We start from the raw sequence: 19,661 nt of genomic DNA on the forward strand, positions 1-19,661 counted from the left end.
ATCCTTAGCTAAAAAAAACCACCAATCTCTAAAAAGATTAGTGGTTCGCCATTTTTATGCATTCAAATCAGTAATGATGGTTTGTTCAGTTGTAGACATATCTTCGTCTGCTTCAGTCACACGTTCAATGTCTGCACCTAAGCTCGCTAGTTTCTTATGGAAATCGACATAGCCACGGTCAAGATGTTTTAATTCTGTTACACGTGTTATGCCGTCTGCTACAAGTCCTGTTAAGATGAGAGCAGCTGCAGCACGTAAATCGGTTGCGGCAACTTCTGCACCTTGTAGGTTGGATGGTCCTTCCATAATAACAGAGCGACCTTCGATTTTCACATCTGCATTCATGCGACGGAATTCTTCCACATGCATGAAGCGGTTTTCAAATACAGTCTCCGTAATAACACTTGTGCCTTTGGCATGAAGCAATAGTGCCATCATTTGAGATTGCATATCTGTTGGAAAACCTGGGTGAGGCATCGTTTTAATATCGACAGCTTTAAGTTCTGACGGGCCGATGACGCGAACGCCTTCTTCCTCTTCGATAAACTGAACGCCCATTTCTTCCATTTTTGCTATTAAAGATGTTGCATGTTCTGGTACAGCGCCTTTGACAAGAACATCGCCGCCTGTAATGGCTGCTGCTACCATAAATGTACCTGCTTCAATTCGGTCTGGAATAATATGATGCTCAGCACCAAATAATACATCCACACCTTCAATACGAATCGTTCCTGTTCCAGCACCACGAACTTTTGCACCCATTTTATTAAGGAAGTTCGCAAGGTCCACAATTTCTGGCTCTTTTGCTACATTTTCTAGAATCGTTGTACCCTTTGCTAATGTAGCAGCCATCATAATATTTTCTGTTGCGCCTACGCTAGGAAAATCAAGATATATTTTCGCACCATGCAGTTTTCCTTCTGGAGCTTCTGCTTCAATAAAACCGTTGCCAACCTTAACTGTTGCACCCATTGCTTCAAAACCCTTTAAATGTTGATCTATCGGGCGTGAACCAATCGCACAGCCGCCTGGCAATGCTACTCTTGCTCTTCCATTTCTCGCTAATAGTGAACCCATGACTAAAACAGATGCACGCATTTTTCGAACATATTCAAATGGTGCTTCTACTTTTAACTCTCTAGATGCATCAACAGTTACTGTATTGTTATCAAACCCCACTTCGGCGTTTAAAAAACGTAATACTTCATTAATTGTATATACATCGGAGAGAGTTGGGACATCACGAATTACGCTTTTTCCATCACTTGCTAACAATGTTGCAGCGATTACCGGTAAAACAGCATTTTTTGCGCCTTCTACTTTGACTGTGCCACTTAACCGATTTCCGCCGCGGACGATGATTTTTTCCAAAGTGTATTCCCCTCCGCGTCCATTTTCTCTATATTAATATTCAATCGTTATGATGGGTGTGCCGATAACAATAGTTGTCTTAGCGCCCAACCCTTCTTTTCTTAAGCCAATTTGTAAATTCATATCTTTGCCATCCGTTGTAACAGACTCTTTGAACATAGGTGAATATGCCGATGTCGAAATAAATTGCTCTTCTTCTAACGCTTCTATTTCTTTCGCATTAAATGTGGACAATAATCCGTTCATTTGTTCAAGCATAGACTCCCTCATATTACCATCATAATGACCAATGATACAAGAGAAAATATTGGGTTTTTTAGTAAAAATGTCAGACATCTGACTTTTCATATAGTTCCCCATATTTTCCTGGATACTGCCTTCGTAGCCAGCACCTTTCGCCTCATAAATGACATACGTTTGTACATTGTTTTTTGTGTCGGTTGAAAGTATTTTTATCGTTTCAGTCAGATCATTTTTTTTAAGCGTTCCTATGACTTCATATCTTTCTTGAGATTCCTTTTGGACAGACCATTTCCAGTCCGTAAAACTCTTTTTCATCTCTTTAGTATATGCTTTTACTTCTGCAAAGGTTTGTAGTGTTTCCAAGTTTTCCCTTGCATGAACTGACCATTCTTGAATCAAAATATTCTCGTCCTGAACAGTTTGAGCGATTTGTATTAGTGAAAGCTCTTCTACAGATGCTGCATCCGAATGATTGCCGAAAATAATCCAAACTAACCCGACAATTCCCATTATAGAAAATATAAATGAATACTTCTTCATTTAACTCCCTCCCTTACTACCATTGTTACCAAAGGAGAGATCGGCATACTTGGGAATTATCGTCACATTTTGACATCCACTAGTTGAGTGAATATTAAGTCAGATTATATGTATAGTTTTAAGAAAATTTATAGCAACATCATGCATTGTACTCAAACTTTGAGCAAATGAAAACATGTACGAAGACCTATATTTAAGGTCTATTTTTTGACAAATGGATTATTGCAAAATAAATGGAAGTTGTTGAGACCAAAGAAGATAATCAAGCACAAAGTTACCGACAATCGATCCAAGTGCGATCGATAACAATACATATAATACCCTTGCTTGCAAAACATGGTTCGCCTTGATCCACGTATCAATTTTAATCGCTTGCAAAGCATACCAAGCTACAGCAATAAATATTAAATGTACAATAATACTAACCAATGCCTGTTGGCCAAATCCAGAGATCACATGACCCACTCCTTCAATCAAAAACTACACCATTTATTTTAACTCAAATCACCTTCAGAAAGATAGCACACACCCTCTTAACAATTGACGTTTTTGTTTCAGTTTTCGTTTCACCTAAATTTATTTTTCCATAATTTACTTTACTTTAAGCTCTTTGCTTTCCATAAATAAAAAAGAAGAAGGAGCTCTCCCTTCTTCTATACCCGTTTCTACTGTAAGAAATCATAAAATGATAAAAAATTTTGATGGAGGAAATCATAAGCTAATTGTGGAAAAACGCCTAGTAATACTGTCATCATCACGCAAATACTTATGATAATGCTATTCAACTTCTTCCCACTCATTTGAAAAGTATGATTCGCTTCTCGGAAGAAAGCGTAAATAATCAACTTAAAATAATATATATAAGATATCACCGTAGTGGCGATTAGGATAACAGCTAATAGATAATGCGTTGGTTCTGTGCTTAATGCGCCTAGAAAAATATTCAGTTTGCCAATAAACCCTGATGTTCCTGGTATCCCCGCTAACCCTAGCATAGTAAGTGCGAGTGCAACAGCTAAAAGGGGAGCGCGTTTGGAAAGCCCAGACAATTGCTTTAGCTCTTCAATATTCATTAATTGTAACAAAGAAAAAACAGCGATTGTCATAAATAAATAGGCCGTTAAATAAAACCAAATCGTCTCTACCATAAAGGCGGAGAAAGCCGTTACCGCAACTAATAAATATCCCGCATGTGCAATGCTTGAATAGGCAAGCATCCGCTTAATCTTCGTTTGCCTTAGTGCCACTAAATTCCCCCATATCATCGTCACGGCAGCAAGAACGGCTAAAAAGTTTTGCAGCGCCATTAATAAAGAAGAATTGTTACTCACATCCGGAATATGATAAAAAACCGTGATGAACATTCGAATGATTAAAATAAACCCTGCTGCTTTTGAAATAATACTCAAAAAAGCGGTAACTGGTATCGGCGCTCCTTCATAAACATCTGGTGTCCACATATGAAAAGGTGCTGCAGCGATTTTAAATGCTAAACCAGCTAAAATCATCAGAAAAGCTAGTGCTAATAAAAATAGATGTTGAGTATTCGTTAACTCTTGAAGCCTACCCGCCATTTCTAAAATATTGGTTGTCCCAGCAATCCCATATAAATAACTCATACCGAACAAAGTAATAGCTGTGGCAATTCCACCATTAATGACATATTTCATTGCTGACTCGTTTGAAGGGAGATGCTTCTTTCTTATTCCTACTAATATATAGGATGATAAGGTCATTAGCTCTAAACCTACAAAAAGAGTAATTAAATCAGCGCTGGAGGACATAATCATCGCACCAAGTAATGCCACTAAAAATAAATAGAAAAACTCTCCCCTGAACTCCGTTAATTCTTCTTTCGGTTCATATGAAATAGCTAACAACAACACAAAGCCGGCAGCAACTAATAACACTAATTTAAAAGCAATCGCAAAGGAATCTAATCGGAAGGTGTCATAGAGGATCGCAAAAGGTGTGTCCCCTATGAGTGTAAGTAAAAAGATTAAAGCTGCAACGATACTTCCTACACCAAGCCAACCGAGCCATTTCCGATGAAACGACCTCGGTAGAAATAAATCTAGGAGGGATAGTAGAGTAGCTGTACCAAGAATAATGAATTCTGGAACCATCGCATGCCAACTAAATGATAATAATGTATCAAGATCCATTTTTATTTCACCCCCCTAATCCAATGATGATTGATTTTAAAGTTGAACCGATAATATCTGGATAAACACCAATACCAACAATACATAAAAGCAAAATAATTGCTGGCCAAATCTCTAATGACGTCATATCTCTTACCCTTTTCACCTTCTCTTGTTGGCCAAAAGTAATCCCTAGTACTGCTCGTAATATATATACAGCCGTCAATATAATTCCTAAACATGCGATAACTGCAAGCACTGGCCATTCTTGAAATAGACCCAGGAACACGAGAAATTCCGCGACAAACCCTGACATACCGGGTAAACCTAATGAGGCGAGACCTGCTACTAACAAAAAACCTGAAGCGATTGGCATTGTTTTCGCTAGCCCATTTAAATCATCCATGGAACTAGATTGATATCTCTCGTAAAAGATACCGATAAGATAGAAGAACAAGGCGGCAATTAACCCATGTGAGACCACTTGAAACATCGCTCCTTGTATCCCCGCTTCATTTAATGCAGCCAATCCGATAAGCACGATACCCATATGCGAAATCGATGAGTAAGCTAAAATTTTTCTCAGTTCTTGTTGGGATAATGCTAAAAACGCACCATAAAGCAAGTTGATTACACCAAGTATCGCCAGCCATAAAGTGAGCGATTGAAACTGGTTAGGAAAGAAGCCTAAACCAAAATGGATGAGACCATAGGCGCCAATTTTCAACAGTACACCCGCATGAAGCATGACAATTGCTGCTGGCGCTTCAGCATGAACCTTAACCATCCAGCTGTGAAACGGCCAAATAGGAAGCTTAATCCCAAAGGCAATGAATAAGGCAAGCAGCAAGCCCGTTTTCTCTTTTGATGAAAAAACCGTTCCATCATCTGCACTTAAAATAGACATTAAGGCCTCGATATTCGCCGTACCTGTTTTAGCAAACAATACCATGATGACAACTAAAAGGATTGCTGACCCAATCCCGTTATAAATGAGCAAAGAGAAGGCTGTTCGTTCTTTTTCATATAGCCCCCATTTGCCTATTAAAAAGAAGGTTGCCACTAAAGTCACTTCAAAAAAGATAAAGAATAAAACTAAGTTCTCAGCAGCAAACACCCCGAGCATGCCAACTTCTAATAATAGAAATAGCATGTAATAACCTTTCCACCCTGCTTTGATCTGAAATGAAGCAAAGGCGGCTAACGTAGAGAGTAAGGCTGTTAATAACAATAGAATAAGAGAAAAACCGTCTACTCCTAATTCATAATCAATACTGTATAATTTGCCAAAGACTTCGGGATTACCAAATTGCATCCAACTTAATTTCCCAGAATAACTAACTAACTCTACACCCATCTTAGATGAGATAATTAAGTAGATTGATAGAAAAAGAGAAGGAAGGGTACTAAGTGTAGCGACTGTTTTAATCGTTTTCTCCTTCGTTTTTGCAACCAGTGTTAATAATAAGACACCGAGAAGGGGCGCAAATACAATAATGCTCAATATAAACGGGAATCCCACTATAAGCCACCTCCTGTCACTGCAAACACTACGATCAGAATGGCTAACCCAACAAAAGCAACCGTTCCATACAATTGAGTCTGCCCATTTTGAAACTTTGAACCAATCATGCTCAACTGTTTAATGGTGATGGTTACAAGAGAAATGAGACCTTCAATTAAATAAACCTCCACGAAATGTAGAACTTGACTTACAAAGCGGCTACCTTTAACAAAGATATACTGATACACTTCATCGATATAATATTTATTTACTACAAGCTGATACGTATAAGGAGCTCTTGATGTAAACCAATCTCTGGAAATAACTTTCTTACTATACATCAACCAAGCAAGCAAGATACCTAAGAATGCTACAATCGTGGCTACAATCATCACCCAAAGCGGACCATCGAGATGACCATGCACATTTGCAGCTATCCCCGTTGTTAACCAATCTCCTAAAAATGTTCCGAACCAAGGGGTTTGTATATAACCAGCAACAATCGCTAACAACGCAAGAACTCGCATGGGAACGGTCATCCAATTGGATGAATCTTTTACCATTGAATGCTCTTTCTTTTCTTCTCCACCAAATACTAAGAAAAATAAGCGGAACATGTAAAATGCAGTGAAGAAAGCAGCAATGATTGCAAGTGTGAATAATAAGTAATGACCACTCACCCAGGCAGACACTAATATTTCTTCTTTACTAAAAAAGCCTGATAATAAAGGTACTCCGCTAATCGCCATTGTCCCAATTAGAAAGAACGGTGCAGTCCATTTCATCTTCTTCCATAAGCCACCCATTTTCTCAATATCTTGGGTATGAACAGCATGAATGACACTACCAGCTGCTAAAAACAATAGTGCCTTAAAAAAGGCGTGTGTTGTTAAATGGAATACACCGGCCACGTAACCTCCCACCCCTAATGCAAGCATCATATAACCTAGCTGACTTACAGTAGAATACGCTAAAGCTCTTTTAATATCTTTTTGGGTCATCCCAATCGTTGCAGCAAAAATGGCGGTAAATCCACCAACAATAGCTATGGTAAGCATGGCCACCTCACTGAAGGCGAATAACGGATAAAGTGCTGCTACAAGGTAAACACCAGCTGCTACCATTGTGGCAGCATGAATTAATGCCGATACAGGCGTGGGTCCTTCCATCGCATCAGGTAACCACGAATGCAACGGGAACTGACCAGACTTCCCAACGGCTCCGATAAAGATAAGAATAGCTGTTAAGGTAGCCATCGTTTCTGATAGACCACCCGCTGAGATAGCAGCAAAAATCTCATCATACTCAAAGCTCCCTACTTGCCAAAAGAGAAGAATCATACCAATGAGAAGGCCGATATCACCAATTCTCGTCATGATAAATGCTTTCTTGGCAGCTACTTTTGCCTCTTCTTTATAAAAATAAAAACCAATCAATAGAAATGAGCCAACGCCCACAAGCTCCCAGAATATATATGTTTGTAATAGATTAGGAGAAAGAACAAGTCCAAGCATCGCAAAGGTGAATAATCCTAAGTATGAGAAAAATACTGTTATGCGCTCATCTCCCTCCATGTATGCCTTTGAATACATATGTACGAGGAAGCTAACGAGCGAGACAATGACAAGCATAAGGGCATTTAATTGATTGACCTCAAAACCTGCAGTCAATTGAGTCTCCCCTATGGTTAGCCATATGAACTCTACCTTTACATTTTCCTGCGTGAAACGCGCAAATAAAACCAGTAAAGCACATATAAAACTAACTAAGGAAAGAATTACTGCGAAATCAATTTGCCCTCTCCGCCACTTCCTTCCAAAAATAAGTAGCACTAAGAAGGAGAAAAGCGGAAAAAGCGGTATGATCCATGCAATCTCCATCATTTCTTCATGTCCCCTTTTATTCATACGAATGACGTATGTTCATTCAAGTTAATTTTTCAAAGAGTTGTAATCATCTACATTGACGGATTTACGATTTCGATAGATAGCTATGAGGATAGCGAGCCCGACTGCCGCCTCAGCCGCAGCAACTGCAATGGCAAAAAGGGCAAATATTTGGCCATCTATTGAAGGCATCATGCCATACTTACTAAAAGCAACGAGGTTAATATTAACCGCATTTAACATTAATTCAATGGCAATAAGTACAATGACAGTATTCTTCTTCGTTAATGCCCCGTATAATCCGATACAAAAGAGGATAATGGCTAGTGTTAAATAGGCAGATAACGGCACACTACTCACGTTCTTCCCCCTCCTCATCATCCCGTTTCGCTAACACTATCGCACCAATAAGGGCGACGAGTAAAATAACCGAAGTTAATTCAAAAGGAATAATATATTTCGAATAAAGGGCAATCCCTATTTGCTCTGTATTATTTTCATGCAACGAAGTGGATGGTTCCCCTAGTTCAAGTTGGTATATACCTAAGTAAAAGACGAGCCCGAACCCAAGGATGGCTAGAAAGATGAGAAATTTTCTAAAGCCTCCTCCACTCGTCTCGCTCTTGTCATTATGACGCGTTAACATAATGCCAAAAAGCATCATAATTGTGATCGCACCTGAATAGATAAGGATTTGGACTACTGCAATAAATTCTGCAGAAAGCATGACGTAAATGCCAGCAATACTAATGAAAGTAAAGACGAGAGCGACGACCATATGAACAACCTTTGTTAAGTTGATCATCATGATCCCACCGCCTATAGCGATGAGTGATAAAACAATAAATATGAAAAACTCGCCGCTCATGCCTTATTCTCCTTTCGTAATTGGGTATCATTTTCATCCAACCACACAAGATCTTTAAATAATTCATCACGACTATATTCTGCGAGTTCAAAATGATTTGTCATAATGATTGCCTCAGTAGGACAAACTTCCGTACATAAGTCACATAGTATACAAATTTCGAAATTTATATCATACGTATCAATAATTTTCCCCCGCTTACTTGAATCGGGATGCTTTTTCCCCGTGAGTGTAATGCAATCTGTCGGACATATATTGGCACATTGATTACAGACTATGCATTTTTCTGGATAAAATTTTTGAATTCCCCTAAAGCGATCGGGAAGTGGTAAGGGTTCATTAGGATAATCATAGGTTAGTTTCTTGCGCGTCATATTTTTCAACGTGTATTTCAATCCTTTTGCTAATCCAAACATACCTTTGTCACCCCTTTAAAATAGATTGATCCATTCTTTTAATAATGCAGTGAGGAAGATATTCGCTATAGCTACTGGCAATAATACCTTCCAGCCGAACTCCATTAGTTGGTCGGCACGTATCCTTGGGAAAGTAACACGGAACCAAATAAGCAGAAAGATAACAACCATAAATTTAAGTGCAAACCAAACGGCTCCCGGTATAAACCCTAAATAGGGTAATGGTAGCCAACCACCTAAAAAGACGACAGTTATTAACGCTGACATTGCGAACATATACACATACTCAGCTAACATAAAGAACGCCCAACGAAAACCGGTATACTCAACAAAATAACCTGCAACAAGTTCCGACTCCGCTTCAGCCAAATCAAACGGCACCCGATTCAATTCAGCTACTGCTGCAATAAAGAAGACGATAAAGGCAATCGGTTGCCAAAGAATATACCAGCCATTTTCTTGCGCTAACACAATATCATTTAAGTTCATACTTCCTGTCAGAAGAATGACACCAATGACCGACATAACTAGTGGAATTTCATATGATATCATCTGTGCGGCTGCCCTCATTGCCCCCATTAATGCATATTTATTATTAGAAGCCCACCCTGCGGTCACAACTCCGACAGTCGTAATACCCGAGACAGCAATATAATAAAGCAAACCAACACCGATATCAGCGAATTGAAATCGATCAGTGAATGGAATGATTGCTAATACCATAAAAGCAGGTGTAAAAGCAATTAACGGTGCAAGAATAAATAATGGTTTGTCTGCTGCCCGCGGAATGGCATCTTCCTTAATCAGTAGCTTCAAGACATCCGCAACTGTTTGTAATAGTCCCCATCTTCCTCCTACTTGGTTAGGCCCATGCCGCAATTGCATAAAGCCCATAACCTTTCTTTCTGCTAAAATGGCATAAGTGACAAACCCTAGAACAATAAATAACAGCAGAACCGTTAATGCAAAATAAATGAAGAAATGGAGCCATGTCGCTTCAGAAGTTAATAATCCCTCAATCATTATCCGTCCACCTCCCCAAGCACGATATCAATTGCGCCAAGGATTGCGATTAAATTAGCCATATTCTGACCAACTAGTAACTTCGGTAAGATTTGCAGATTATAAAAAGACGGCCGCCTAAATTTCAGACGATATGGCTCTTTCTTACCTTCACTGGCAATATAACAACCGATTTCTCCTCGAGGAGACTCGATGCGTACAAACGTTTCTCCTTTAGGCGGTTTAATGACCTTAGGAACCTTACCCATGACCTCACCTGTTTCAGGGAATTGCTCCACCGCTTGCTCAAGTATCCGTAAACTTTGTTCTATTTCCTGGATACGCACTTGGTACCTTCCCCATGCATCACCTGTATCAGCTGTACATATTTCAAAAGAAAACCGGTCGTAAATGGAATAAGGTTCACTTTTCCGTAAATCCCAAGCAAGCCCAGTACAACGTAAATTGGCTCCGCTTAAGGAATAGTCCATTGCCTCTTCTTTTGTGTATTGACCGATACCCTTTACACGATTAAGGAAAATTTCATTGCCGGTTACGAGATCTCCGTAACCCGCTAACTGCTCTCTCATGTAAGGAATAAACGCCTTCACTTTTTCTATCCAACCGTCTGGTGCATCCCATTTCACTCCGCCTACTCTCATATAATTAAATGTTAGGCGGCCACCTGAGATTTCATTTAACAAATTGATGATCATTTCTCTTTCTCTAAAAGCGTATAAAAATGGACTTGTCGCCCCTAAATCAAGCAAATATGTACCCCACCAAACAAGATGACTAGCAATTCTACCGAGTTCCATCGTGATGATGCGAAGGTATTCCGCTCGTTCAGGAATGTCTAGCTCCATCATCGTTTCAACTGCGTGGCAAAGCACATAATTATTTGTCATCGCGGCCAAGTAATCTAAGCGATCTGTATAGGGAATGATTTGTGTATATTGCAGATTTTCAGCTATTTTTTCTGTTCCTCTATGGAGATAACCGATGACTGGTTTGGCATCAATAATCATTTCTCCATCTATTTTGATAACAAGACGAAAAACGCCATGTGTACTGGGATGCTGTGGTCCTACATTCAATAGCATCTCTTCTGTTCTGATCATTGCCTTTTACACCTCCACATCATAAGGTTCATAATCCTTGCGGAGAGGATGACCAACCCAATCTTCCCCAAGCATAATGCGATGTAGGTCAGGGTGGTTGGTAAATTGAATACCAAGGAGGTCATATGCTTCACACTCTGGCCAGTTCGCACCTGGCCATATAGTTGCAATAGAATCAACTCTTGGATTTTCACGATCCATTTTCACTTTCAAAGCGACAGACTGCTTATTTTTAAAGGAGTATAAATGAACATAAATCTCCATATATGTTTCAAAATCAGTTCCATGTAATTCTGATAAAAATTCAAAATGAAGACCGCTATGTTGTTTGAATAACAAGGCAAGGGAATAGTAATGTTCTAGCTTAACAACAATAGTGGGCACATGCTTGCTCATACGATTAATATAGGAATCTTCTAAAATATCTTCTTTGTAGTGTTCTTTTACAATGTTGAGGTAACGATCTAAGATTGGTTGTTGAGGTGATGGTGTGATAGGTTCTGGCTCTTCTGTTTCTTTTGCTTGAGTTGTTTTCCCTCTTGCCTTTGCTGCTGCAGCTGCCTTTGCTTTGGCGGCTGCGATGGCTTTAGCCTTCTCTGAATCGCCACTTTCATTCGCGTTCTTTGCCTTTCGTTTCGCTGCAGCGGCTGCTTTGGCTTTGGCAATAGCGATTGCCTTTTGTTTTTCTAAGTCTTGGTTAGATGTTGGCTCTGTTTCTGTTCCTTTTGTCTCTTTTGCTTTTTTCTTTGCTATTGCGGCTGCTTTTGCCTTGGCGGCGGCCGCTGCTTTTTGTTTTTCTAGATCTTGATTGGAGGTTGGCTCTGTTTCTTTTCCTTCTGTCTCTTTTGCTTTTTTCTTTGCTATTGCGGCTGCTTTTGCCTTGGCGGCGGCCGCTGCTTTTTGTTTTTCTAGATCTTGATTGGAGGTAACATCATCTTTTGTTTGGTTCACTTCGGATACTGAGTCATGCGATTCTTCTTTTTTCTTTTCCCTCTCTTCCCGTTTTCTTTGTGCAGCTGCTCTTGCTTTTTCCGCTGCTTCCTTTTTTAACTGCTCTTTATCTTTTTCATCCAAGTCAGATCACCCGCTTTCCTGTTTTCGCCTCATAACGGATTTTTGCCTTTAACTTATTGACACCGTATATGAGTGCTGCAGGATTAGGTGGACAACCTGGTATGTACACATCAACTGGGACCACTTGGTCTACCCCTTTTACAACAGAATAAGAATAAACATATGGACCACCTGCAGTTGCACAAGAGCCCATAGCAATCACCCACTTCGGTTCAGGCATTTGATCGTAAAGCCGTCTAATTACTGGAGCCATTTTTTTCGTGACGGTACCAGATACAATCATGACATCAGATTGTCGTGGAGAAGTGCGGAAAAAAGAGCCAAAACGATCGAGATCATAGTGAGAAGAACCCACACCCATCATTTCAATGGCACAACAGGCGAGGCCAAACGTCATCGGCCATAATGAATTACTTCTAGCCCATCCTTTTAACTGCTCTAATGTAGACATGAATATATTACGCTGAATTTCAGCCATTTCTTTTTCACTCATTTGATCTAATTTTAAATCCATTTCAGCACCTTCTTTTTCCAAGCATATATTAAACCTATCACTAACATAAACACGAAAATCAGCATCTCTATTAAAGCAAATATGCCTAATTTTTCATATGCTACGGCCCATGGATATAAAAACACTGTCTCCACATCAAAAATGACGAAAAGAAGAGCAAACATGTAATAACGAACCGTGAATTGTACCCTTGAGTCTTGAAAGGGATCAATTCCACTTTCATAAGTAGTATACTTATCCTCATTAGGTTGATATGGTCGCAACAATTTCCCGAAAAATAGAGCAACTAATGGTAATAGCACACCGATAATTATAAAAGAAAGGACTATCAAATAATTATTTTGATACAGATGCCATAATTCCAATATCATCCCCTCCATAATATAGAAACTATTCAAAATTTTTAAAATGTAATCGGATACATTATAACACCCTTGCCATATTCTGTCGATAAGCCACTAGTCATTTCCATCTATCCCATACTTCATTTATATGACAAGTTGTATAGGATATATCTTTTTTACTGAATCTTATCCGAAAAAAATAAGAACTGTTGGTAGGATAAAGAGAAGGTTTATATTATTGTGAGGAAATAGATAGATCTATATAGCTTTTGCTCACAAGGGGTCAGAAATCTTATCAGCAGGATGAGTGAAATTCAATTCACTATGAGCATGTTTGCTTGCAATTACAAAAAGATGAAGGCTGAGAAACTGAGCGTAATTGACTTATTTAACACTGGATACACTCATATTTTTCCTCTACCCCATTTTCTTGACTCGTTTAGCACCGAATCCAATCATATCTTTCTGCTACCTCATTTTTTTGACTCGTTTATCACTGAATCCAATCAAATTTTTCCGCTACCTCATTTTTTTGACTCGTTTATCATCGAATCCAATCATATTTTTCCAACCACACATTATTTGCCTCGTTTTGGTTTATCAGCTGAACTCATCCAATCAATTTAATTCACTCACGGGATTTCTGAAACGTATTGGTATTATAGAGGCATCACAGCACAAATTTATGTTATCGATTCATTCCACGGTTCGTTTACCACCCGAAAGACACGCTTAAATAGACCCACGCAAAACAAAAAACGAACCAATCCTGATGATAAAAACAGGATTGATTCGTTTTCATGATGATTATATATTTCTCTCCGAAACATTGATACGATTCATCGCACGTTTTAGTGCAAGTTCTGCACGTTTGAAGTCGACGTTTTCACGCTTTGTTTCATTCAAACGTTGTTCTGCACGATCTTTTGCACTTTTGGCACGATCAAGATCGATATCAGTCGCTTGTTCCGCAGATTGCGCTAAAATCGTTACTTGGTCCGGACGTACTTCGAGGAAACCACCGCTAACAGCAACCAAATCAGATTGATTTTCTTTCTTTAGACGGACAGCTCCAATTTGTAACGGTGCAACCATAGGGACGTGACCTGCTAAAATACCTAGCTCTCCACTTTCAGCTTTGGTACTTACCATTTCCACATCGGATTCATACACCGGGCCATCGGGAGTAACAACACTGACTTTAATCGTCTTCATTTTTTACCCTCCTGGTCCTAAATTATACCTCTACGCCCATTTTTTTAGCAGCTTCAATTACTTCTTCAATACGACCAACTAGACGGAAAGCATCTTCTGGTAGGTGGTCATATTTACCTTCAAGGATTTCTTTAAATCCTTTAACAGTTTCTTTTACAGGAACATAAGAACCTGGTTGGCCTGTAAATTGCTCTGCTACGTGGAAGTTTTGAGATAAGAAGAATTGGATACGACGCGCACGTTCAACGATAAGCTTATCTTCGTCTCCAAGCTCGTCCATACCTAGGATCGCGATAATATCTTGAAGCTCTCTGTAACGTTGTAACGTTTGTTGTACAGTACGAGCTACTTCATAATGCTCTTCACCAACTGTTTCAGGTGAAAGTGCACGTGATGTAGATGCTAATGGATCCACGGCAGGGTAAATACCCATTTCAGATAATTTACGCTCTAAGTTTGTTGTTGCATCTAAGTGAGCGAAAGTTGTTGCTGGAGCCGGGTCAGTATAGTCATCGGCAGGTACATAAATCGCTTGGATTGATGTAACAGATCCAACATTCGTTGAAGTAATACGTTCTTGTAATTTACCCATTTCAGTTGCAAGTGTTGGTTGGTAACCAACGGCAGATGGCATACGACCAAGTAGGGCAGATACCTCAGAACCTGCTTGCGTGAAACGGAAGATGTTATCCATGAAGAAAAGAACGTCTTGTCCTTGCTCATCACGGAAATATTCAGCCATTGTTAAACCAGTTAGGGCAACACGCATACGTGCTCCAGGTGGCTCATTCATTTGTCCGAATACCATCGCAGTTTTCTTAATAACGCCTGAGTCAGTCATTTCATAGTAAAGGTCATTACCTTCACGTGTACGCTCACCAACACCAGCGAATACAGAAATACCACCGTGCTCTTGAGCGATGTTATTGATTAACTCTTGAATTAAAACGGTTTTACCAACACCGGCACCACCGAATAGACCGATTTTACCACCTTTGATGTAAGGAGCAAGTAAGTCTACTACTTTAATTCCTGTTTCAAGAATTTCTACTTCTGTAGAAAGTTTTTCGAATGTAGGTGCTTCTCTATGAATAGAGTCACGACGAGCATCACCAGTAATGGCTGGATCCAGGTCAATTGTATCACCTAGTACGTTAAATACACGGCCAAGAGTGATATCACCTACTGGTACAGAGATGGCTGCACCTGTATCTATTACTTCAGTTCCACGTTGTAAACCATCTGTTGAAGACATAGCAATTGTACGTACAGTGTCATCACCTAAATGAAGGGCAACTTCAAGGGTTAAGTTGATTCCAACTTCAGATTCGTTACGCGAAGTGTTATCAATTTGCAATGCGTTATAGATTGCTGGTAATTGACCGTTTTCGAACTTTACGTCAACAACCGGACCCATAACTTGAAGAACGCGTCCTTTGTTCATCTTTTTCCCTCCTAATAAGAAATGCTATTTAATTATTCTAGAGCAGCTGCTCCACCGACAATTTCAGTAATCTCTTGAGTAATTGCAGCCTGACGCGCACGGTTATAGCTTAAGTCTAATGCATTGATTAGATCCTTCGCATTATCCGTAGCATTCTTCATCGCTGTCATACGCGCGGCATGCTCACTAGCTTTACTATCTAATAATGCACCATAGATTAAGCTTTCAGCATACTGAGGTAGCAATACTTTCAAAATTTCTTCAGCGGAAGGCTCAAATTCATACGAAGTTAACTGGTCTGACCCACTAGAAATATCTGTTAGTGGTAAGATTTTTTTCGATGTTACTTCTTGAGTAATTGCGCTGACATAGTGATTGTAATAAATGTATAGCTCATCATATGTTTCATCAGAGAACATACCAACCGTTTTAGTTGTTAAGTCTTTGATTTCAGCAAATGATGGCTGGTCTGCTACGCCGACGATATCGACGATTACATTCATCCCTTTTCCTTTGAAGAAATCAACGGCCATTCTACCAATCGCTATTATCGCAAACTCATCATTAGACTTATGTCTTTGTTGAATTGTTTGGTTAACGGCTTTTAGAACTCTACTGTTAAATGCCCCAGCTAGTCCACGGTCAGATGTAATGACGACATAACCCGTTTTCTTAACCGGACGGCTCACTAACATTGGATGTGATGCATCTGCACTACCAATTGCGATAGACGCTGTTACCTCTTGGATTTTTTCCATATAAGGTACAAATGCTTTTGCATTCATTTCCGCACGAGTCATCTTTGAAGCTGATACCATTTGCATAGCTTTTGTAATTTGACTTGTTTTCTTCGTAGAATTGATTCGGTTCTTTATATCACGTAATGATGCCACAGGTTCTCACCACCCTTATACTTAAGTGTGTTTGATTGGTTAGCGCGTAGGCTGTCCCAATCCTTATATATCATTAGATCCTGTAAAAACAATGCATGAAAAGGCAGGAAGGGACAACGATCCCATCCTGTCTAACTCTGCAATGATTATTCAGAAACCACAAACGTTTTCTTGAATTCGTTAATTGCAGCTGCCATATCTTCATCAGCCGGAAGGCCTTGAGTTGTAGCGATATGGTCAAGCAATTCTTTATGATTTTGATCTAACCAAGTAAGATATTCTTCTTCAAAACGACGGATATCTTCAACTGGAATATCATCAAGGAAACCACGAGTTAACGCATAAAGAATCGCAACTTGCTTTTCTACTTTAAGTGGTTTATTAAGGTCTTGTTTAAGAACCTCAACTGTACGAGCACCACGGTTTAACTTCGCTTGTGTTGCTGCATCTAAATCTGAACCAAATTGAGAGAATGATTCAAGTTCACGGAATGAAGCAAGGTCTAGACGTAATGTACCAGCTACTTTTTTCATTGCCTTGATTTGTGCAGAACCACCAACACGTGATACAGAAAGACCTGCGTTAATCGCTGGACGAACACCAGAGAAGAATAGGTCAGACTGAAGGAAGATTTGTCCGTCAGTGATAGAAATAACGTTTGTTGGAATATAGGCAGAAACGTCACCTGCTTGTGTTTCAATGAAAGGTAGCGCAGTGATTGAACCGGCACCTTTTGCGTCACTTAGTTTAGCTGCACGCTCTAAAAGACGGCTGTGCAAGTAGAATACATCCCCTGGATATGCTTCACGACCTGGAGGACGACGTAATAATAATGAAAGTTCACGGTAAGCAGATGCTTGTTTTGTTAAGTCATCATAAACAACTAGTACATGTTTACCGTTATACATGAACTCTTCACCCATTGCTACCCCAGCGTATGGTGCTAAGTAAAGTAATGGAGCTGGTTGAGATGCAGATGCAGTTACAACAATCGTGTAATCTAGTGCACCTGTTTTACGTAATGTTTCAACAGCATTACGTACAGTTGATTCTTTTTGACCAATTGCAACATAGATACAAATCATATCTTGGTCAGCTTGGTTTAAAATTGTGTCGATTGCAACAGATGTTTTACCTGTTTGACGGTCCCCGATGATTAACTCACGTTGACCACGACCGATTGGCACTAATGCGTCAATCGCTTTAATACCTGTTTGTAATGGCTCATGTACAGATTTACGATCCATAACACCTGGAGCCGGTCCTTCAATCGGACGAGTTTTTGTTGTATTGATTGGTCCCATTCCATCAACAGGGTGTCCAAGAGGGTTTACAACACGGCCAATAAGTTCTTCACCTACTGGTACCTCCATGATACGTCCTGTGCGGCGTACTTCATCGCCTTCTTTGATCTCTGTGAATGGTCCTAAAATAACAATACCGACGTTACTTTCTTCAAGGTTTTGCGCCATACCCATAACGCCATTCGAAAATTCAACAAGTTCGCCAGCCATGGCGTTATCTAAACCATGAACACGCGCGATACCATCACCTACTGAGATAACTGTACCGACATCACTCACTTGAATTTCCGACTGATAACCTTCAATTTGCTTTTTTATCAGCGCACTGATTTCTTCAGCTTTGATGCTCATGAGTTTCACCCCTATCTACGAATCTTAGCCTAACAATTGTCGCTCAAGTCTATCTAGCTTGCCACGTAAGCTGCCATCGAAAATCTTGTTTCCTATGCGAAGCTTGACACCGCCCAATAAATTTGAATCAACGATATTTTCTATACGAAGGGATTGCTTGCCCACTTTAGCTGCAAATGTTGCAGATAAAGCGTTTCTCTCTTCATCAGTTAAAGGACGAACAGAGTAAACTTTCGCTTCAGCAATTCCTTTTTGCTCATCTGATAGGTCTAAGAAATGCTCGACCATACCTGTGATTTCATCTTCACGATGACGCTCCACCATGATGAGTAAAGTGTTTATCACATATGTGTTAACAGATGCAAAAGCTTCTTTTACGATCTCTTTCTTTTTTTGAATAGAGAGCTTAGGAGTCTTTAGCACTGCTTTAAATTCAGAGTCATGATTCACTACGTCTTTCACTGCACGAAGCTCATCTTCCATTTGGTCAAGAAGCTGATGTTCATTCGCAAGCTGGAATAGAGCTAACGCGTAACGTTTTGCCACTATTGAGCTCGTCATTGCTTCTCGCCTGCCTCTTGAATATATTCGTTAATTAGTTTTTCTTGATCGGCTGCACTTAATTCCTTCTCAATAACTTTCGAAGCAACTAGGACAGATAATGAAGCAACTTGTTCACGAATAGCTGATACAGCTTGTTCTTTTTGCTGCTCGATTTCAAGTTTTGCAGAATTTTTCAAACGATCGCCTTCAGCACGTGCCGCAACAATTATCTCTTCGCGTTGCGCTTCACCTTGCTTTTTCGCGCTTTCAATTAACGTTTGCGCTTCTGTACGCGCTTCTTTTAATAGAAGCTTTTGCTCTTCTAGTAATTTCTTCGCCTCTACACGACTTGCTTCTGCTGCTTCAATTTCACCAGCGATATGTTCTTCACGTTGGTTCATGATTCCCATAAGTGGGCCCCATGCAAACTTTTTAATTAAAGCTAACAAAATGATGAACATAATCAATTGGAATACGATGTCGCCACCATTAAAGCCGCCAGATGCACCTAATACATAACTATCTAATAACACCCTCGATTCACTCCCTTCAAGAGACGTTCACTTAAGGTCAAACTATTTTAAAGTCATTCGATTGAATTTACATAAAGGAAAGGCGAAGGTCCACTTGTGATGATCTTCGCCATTTTACAAATACAAAAAATTAGCCACCGATAACCATGAATGCGATAACTACGCCGATGATCGGAATCGCCTCAACTAACGCTACCCCGATGAACATAGTAGTTTGAAGCATACCACGAGCTTCTGGTTGACGTGCCATACCTTCAACTGTTTTTGAAACGATTAATCCGTTACCAATACCTGCACCAAGTGCTGCTAAACCGATTGCGATTGCTGCTGCTATAAGACCCATTATTTGTT

21 protein-coding genes are annotated in these 19,661 nt (G+C 39.7%); all 21 read right to left on the bottom strand.

The genetic code is table 11. The annotated features are described in order from the left end of the window. Positions 1-54 precede the first annotated feature (54 nt). The 21 genes from murA to atpE all read right to left on the bottom strand — a co-directional run bounded on the left by murA (position 55) and on the right by atpE (position 19,653). Positions 55-1,371 (bottom strand): UDP-N-acetylglucosamine 1-carboxyvinyltransferase, encoded by a 1,317-nt coding sequence (gene murA, locus U9M49_RS11310; protein ID WP_095371609.1) that lies wholly within the window; start codon positions 1,369-1,371, stop codon positions 55-57. 33 nt (positions 1,372-1,404) lie between these two features. Then, a complete protein-coding gene (locus U9M49_RS11315; RefSeq protein WP_095371608.1) occupies positions 1,405-2,154 on the bottom strand; it encodes a YwmB family TATA-box binding protein in 750 nt (249 codons plus the stop codon). Positions 2,155-2,373: 219 nt separating this feature from the next. Next, the gene (locus U9M49_RS11320) at positions 2,374-2,610 is read right to left on the bottom strand and encodes a DUF1146 family protein (protein ID WP_095371607.1); all 237 of its coding nucleotides are present in this window, start codon (positions 2,608-2,610) and stop codon (positions 2,374-2,376) included. A gap of 209 nt (positions 2,611-2,819) precedes the next feature. Continuing rightward, complete coding sequence (gene nuoN, locus U9M49_RS11325; protein ID WP_095371606.1) at positions 2,820-4,319, bottom strand: NADH-quinone oxidoreductase subunit NuoN; 1,500 nt, start codon at positions 4,317-4,319, stop codon at positions 2,820-2,822. 7 nt (positions 4,320-4,326) lie between these two features. Beyond that, positions 4,327-5,820, bottom strand: a complete 1,494-nt coding sequence (locus tag U9M49_RS11330; protein WP_095371605.1) for a complex I subunit 4 family protein — start codon at positions 5,818-5,820, stop codon at positions 4,327-4,329. Then, complete coding sequence (nuoL, locus tag U9M49_RS11335; RefSeq protein ID WP_322909831.1) at positions 5,820-7,685, bottom strand: NADH-quinone oxidoreductase subunit L; 1,866 nt, start codon at positions 7,683-7,685, stop codon at positions 5,820-5,822. Before nuoL ends, U9M49_RS11330 begins: the two co-directional genes overlap by 1 nt. Positions 7,686-7,733: 48 nt before the next feature. Further along, positions 7,734-8,048 (bottom strand): NADH-quinone oxidoreductase subunit NuoK, encoded by a 315-nt coding sequence (nuoK, locus tag U9M49_RS11340; RefSeq protein ID WP_095371603.1) that lies wholly within the window; start codon positions 8,046-8,048, stop codon positions 7,734-7,736. After that, complete coding sequence (locus U9M49_RS11345) at positions 8,041-8,556, bottom strand: NADH-quinone oxidoreductase subunit J (protein WP_095371602.1); 516 nt, start codon at positions 8,554-8,556, stop codon at positions 8,041-8,043. Before U9M49_RS11345 ends, nuoK begins: the two co-directional genes overlap by 8 nt. Further along, positions 8,553-8,972, bottom strand: a complete 420-nt coding sequence (nuoI, locus tag U9M49_RS11350) for an NADH-quinone oxidoreductase subunit NuoI (protein ID WP_095371601.1) — start codon at positions 8,970-8,972, stop codon at positions 8,553-8,555. The genes U9M49_RS11345 and nuoI overlap by 4 nt, the downstream gene beginning before the upstream one ends. 15 nt (positions 8,973-8,987) lie before the next feature. Further along, the gene (gene nuoH, locus U9M49_RS11355) at positions 8,988-9,995 is read right to left on the bottom strand and encodes an NADH-quinone oxidoreductase subunit NuoH (RefSeq protein ID WP_095371600.1); all 1,008 of its coding nucleotides are present in this window, start codon (positions 9,993-9,995) and stop codon (positions 8,988-8,990) included. Beyond that, positions 9,995-11,095, bottom strand: a complete 1,101-nt coding sequence (locus U9M49_RS11360) for an NADH-quinone oxidoreductase subunit D (RefSeq protein ID WP_095371599.1) — start codon at positions 11,093-11,095, stop codon at positions 9,995-9,997. Before U9M49_RS11360 ends, nuoH begins: the two co-directional genes overlap by 1 nt. A 6-nt stretch (positions 11,096-11,101) precedes the next feature. Continuing rightward, positions 11,102-12,169, bottom strand: a complete 1,068-nt coding sequence (locus U9M49_RS11365; protein WP_322909832.1) for an NADH-quinone oxidoreductase subunit C — start codon at positions 12,167-12,169, stop codon at positions 11,102-11,104. Between the two features lies 1 nt (position 12,170). After that, positions 12,171-12,683 (bottom strand): NuoB/complex I 20 kDa subunit family protein, encoded by a 513-nt coding sequence (locus U9M49_RS11370; protein ID WP_157733862.1) that lies wholly within the window; start codon positions 12,681-12,683, stop codon positions 12,171-12,173. Next, positions 12,674-13,048: an NADH-quinone oxidoreductase subunit A gene (locus U9M49_RS11375; protein ID WP_322909834.1), complete on the bottom strand. Its 375-nt coding sequence runs from the start codon at positions 13,046-13,048 to the stop codon at positions 12,674-12,676. Before U9M49_RS11375 ends, U9M49_RS11370 begins: the two co-directional genes overlap by 10 nt. A 786-nt stretch (positions 13,049-13,834) precedes the next feature. Continuing rightward, entirely contained in the window at positions 13,835-14,242 is a 408-nt protein-coding gene (locus tag U9M49_RS11380; RefSeq protein WP_095371595.1) for a F0F1 ATP synthase subunit epsilon, read from the bottom strand. 22 nt (positions 14,243-14,264) lie between these two features. Then, on the bottom strand, positions 14,265-15,686 hold the full coding sequence (gene atpD, locus U9M49_RS11385) for a F0F1 ATP synthase subunit beta (RefSeq protein ID WP_095371594.1): 1,422 nt from the start codon (positions 15,684-15,686) through the stop codon (positions 14,265-14,267). Positions 15,687-15,718: 32 nt separating this feature from the next. After that, a complete protein-coding gene (locus U9M49_RS11390) occupies positions 15,719-16,579 on the bottom strand; it encodes a F0F1 ATP synthase subunit gamma (RefSeq protein WP_095371593.1) in 861 nt (286 codons plus the stop codon). 146 nt (positions 16,580-16,725) lie between these two features. After that, positions 16,726-18,234: a F0F1 ATP synthase subunit alpha gene (atpA, locus tag U9M49_RS11395; RefSeq protein WP_095371592.1), complete on the bottom strand. Its 1,509-nt coding sequence runs from the start codon at positions 18,232-18,234 to the stop codon at positions 16,726-16,728. Positions 18,235-18,258: 24 nt separating this feature from the next. After that, positions 18,259-18,795 carry a F0F1 ATP synthase subunit delta gene (locus U9M49_RS11400; protein WP_095371591.1) on the bottom strand — a complete coding sequence of 179 codons (537 nt, stop codon included), beginning with the start codon at positions 18,793-18,795 and terminating at the stop codon, positions 18,259-18,261. Next, positions 18,792-19,310 (bottom strand): F0F1 ATP synthase subunit B, encoded by a 519-nt coding sequence (locus tag U9M49_RS11405; RefSeq protein WP_224936757.1) that lies wholly within the window; start codon positions 19,308-19,310, stop codon positions 18,792-18,794. The genes U9M49_RS11400 and U9M49_RS11405 overlap by 4 nt, the downstream gene beginning before the upstream one ends. Before the next feature lie 130 nt (positions 19,311-19,440). After that, complete coding sequence (gene atpE / locus U9M49_RS11410; RefSeq protein WP_095371589.1) at positions 19,441-19,653, bottom strand: F0F1 ATP synthase subunit C; 213 nt, start codon at positions 19,651-19,653, stop codon at positions 19,441-19,443. Positions 19,654-19,661: the final 8 nt, after the last annotated feature.

Origin of the sequence: Cytobacillus sp. OWB-43, assembly GCF_034651445.1 — a bacterium.
GTDB lineage: Bacteria > Bacillota > Bacilli > Bacillales > Cytobacillaceae > Cytobacillus > Cytobacillus kochii.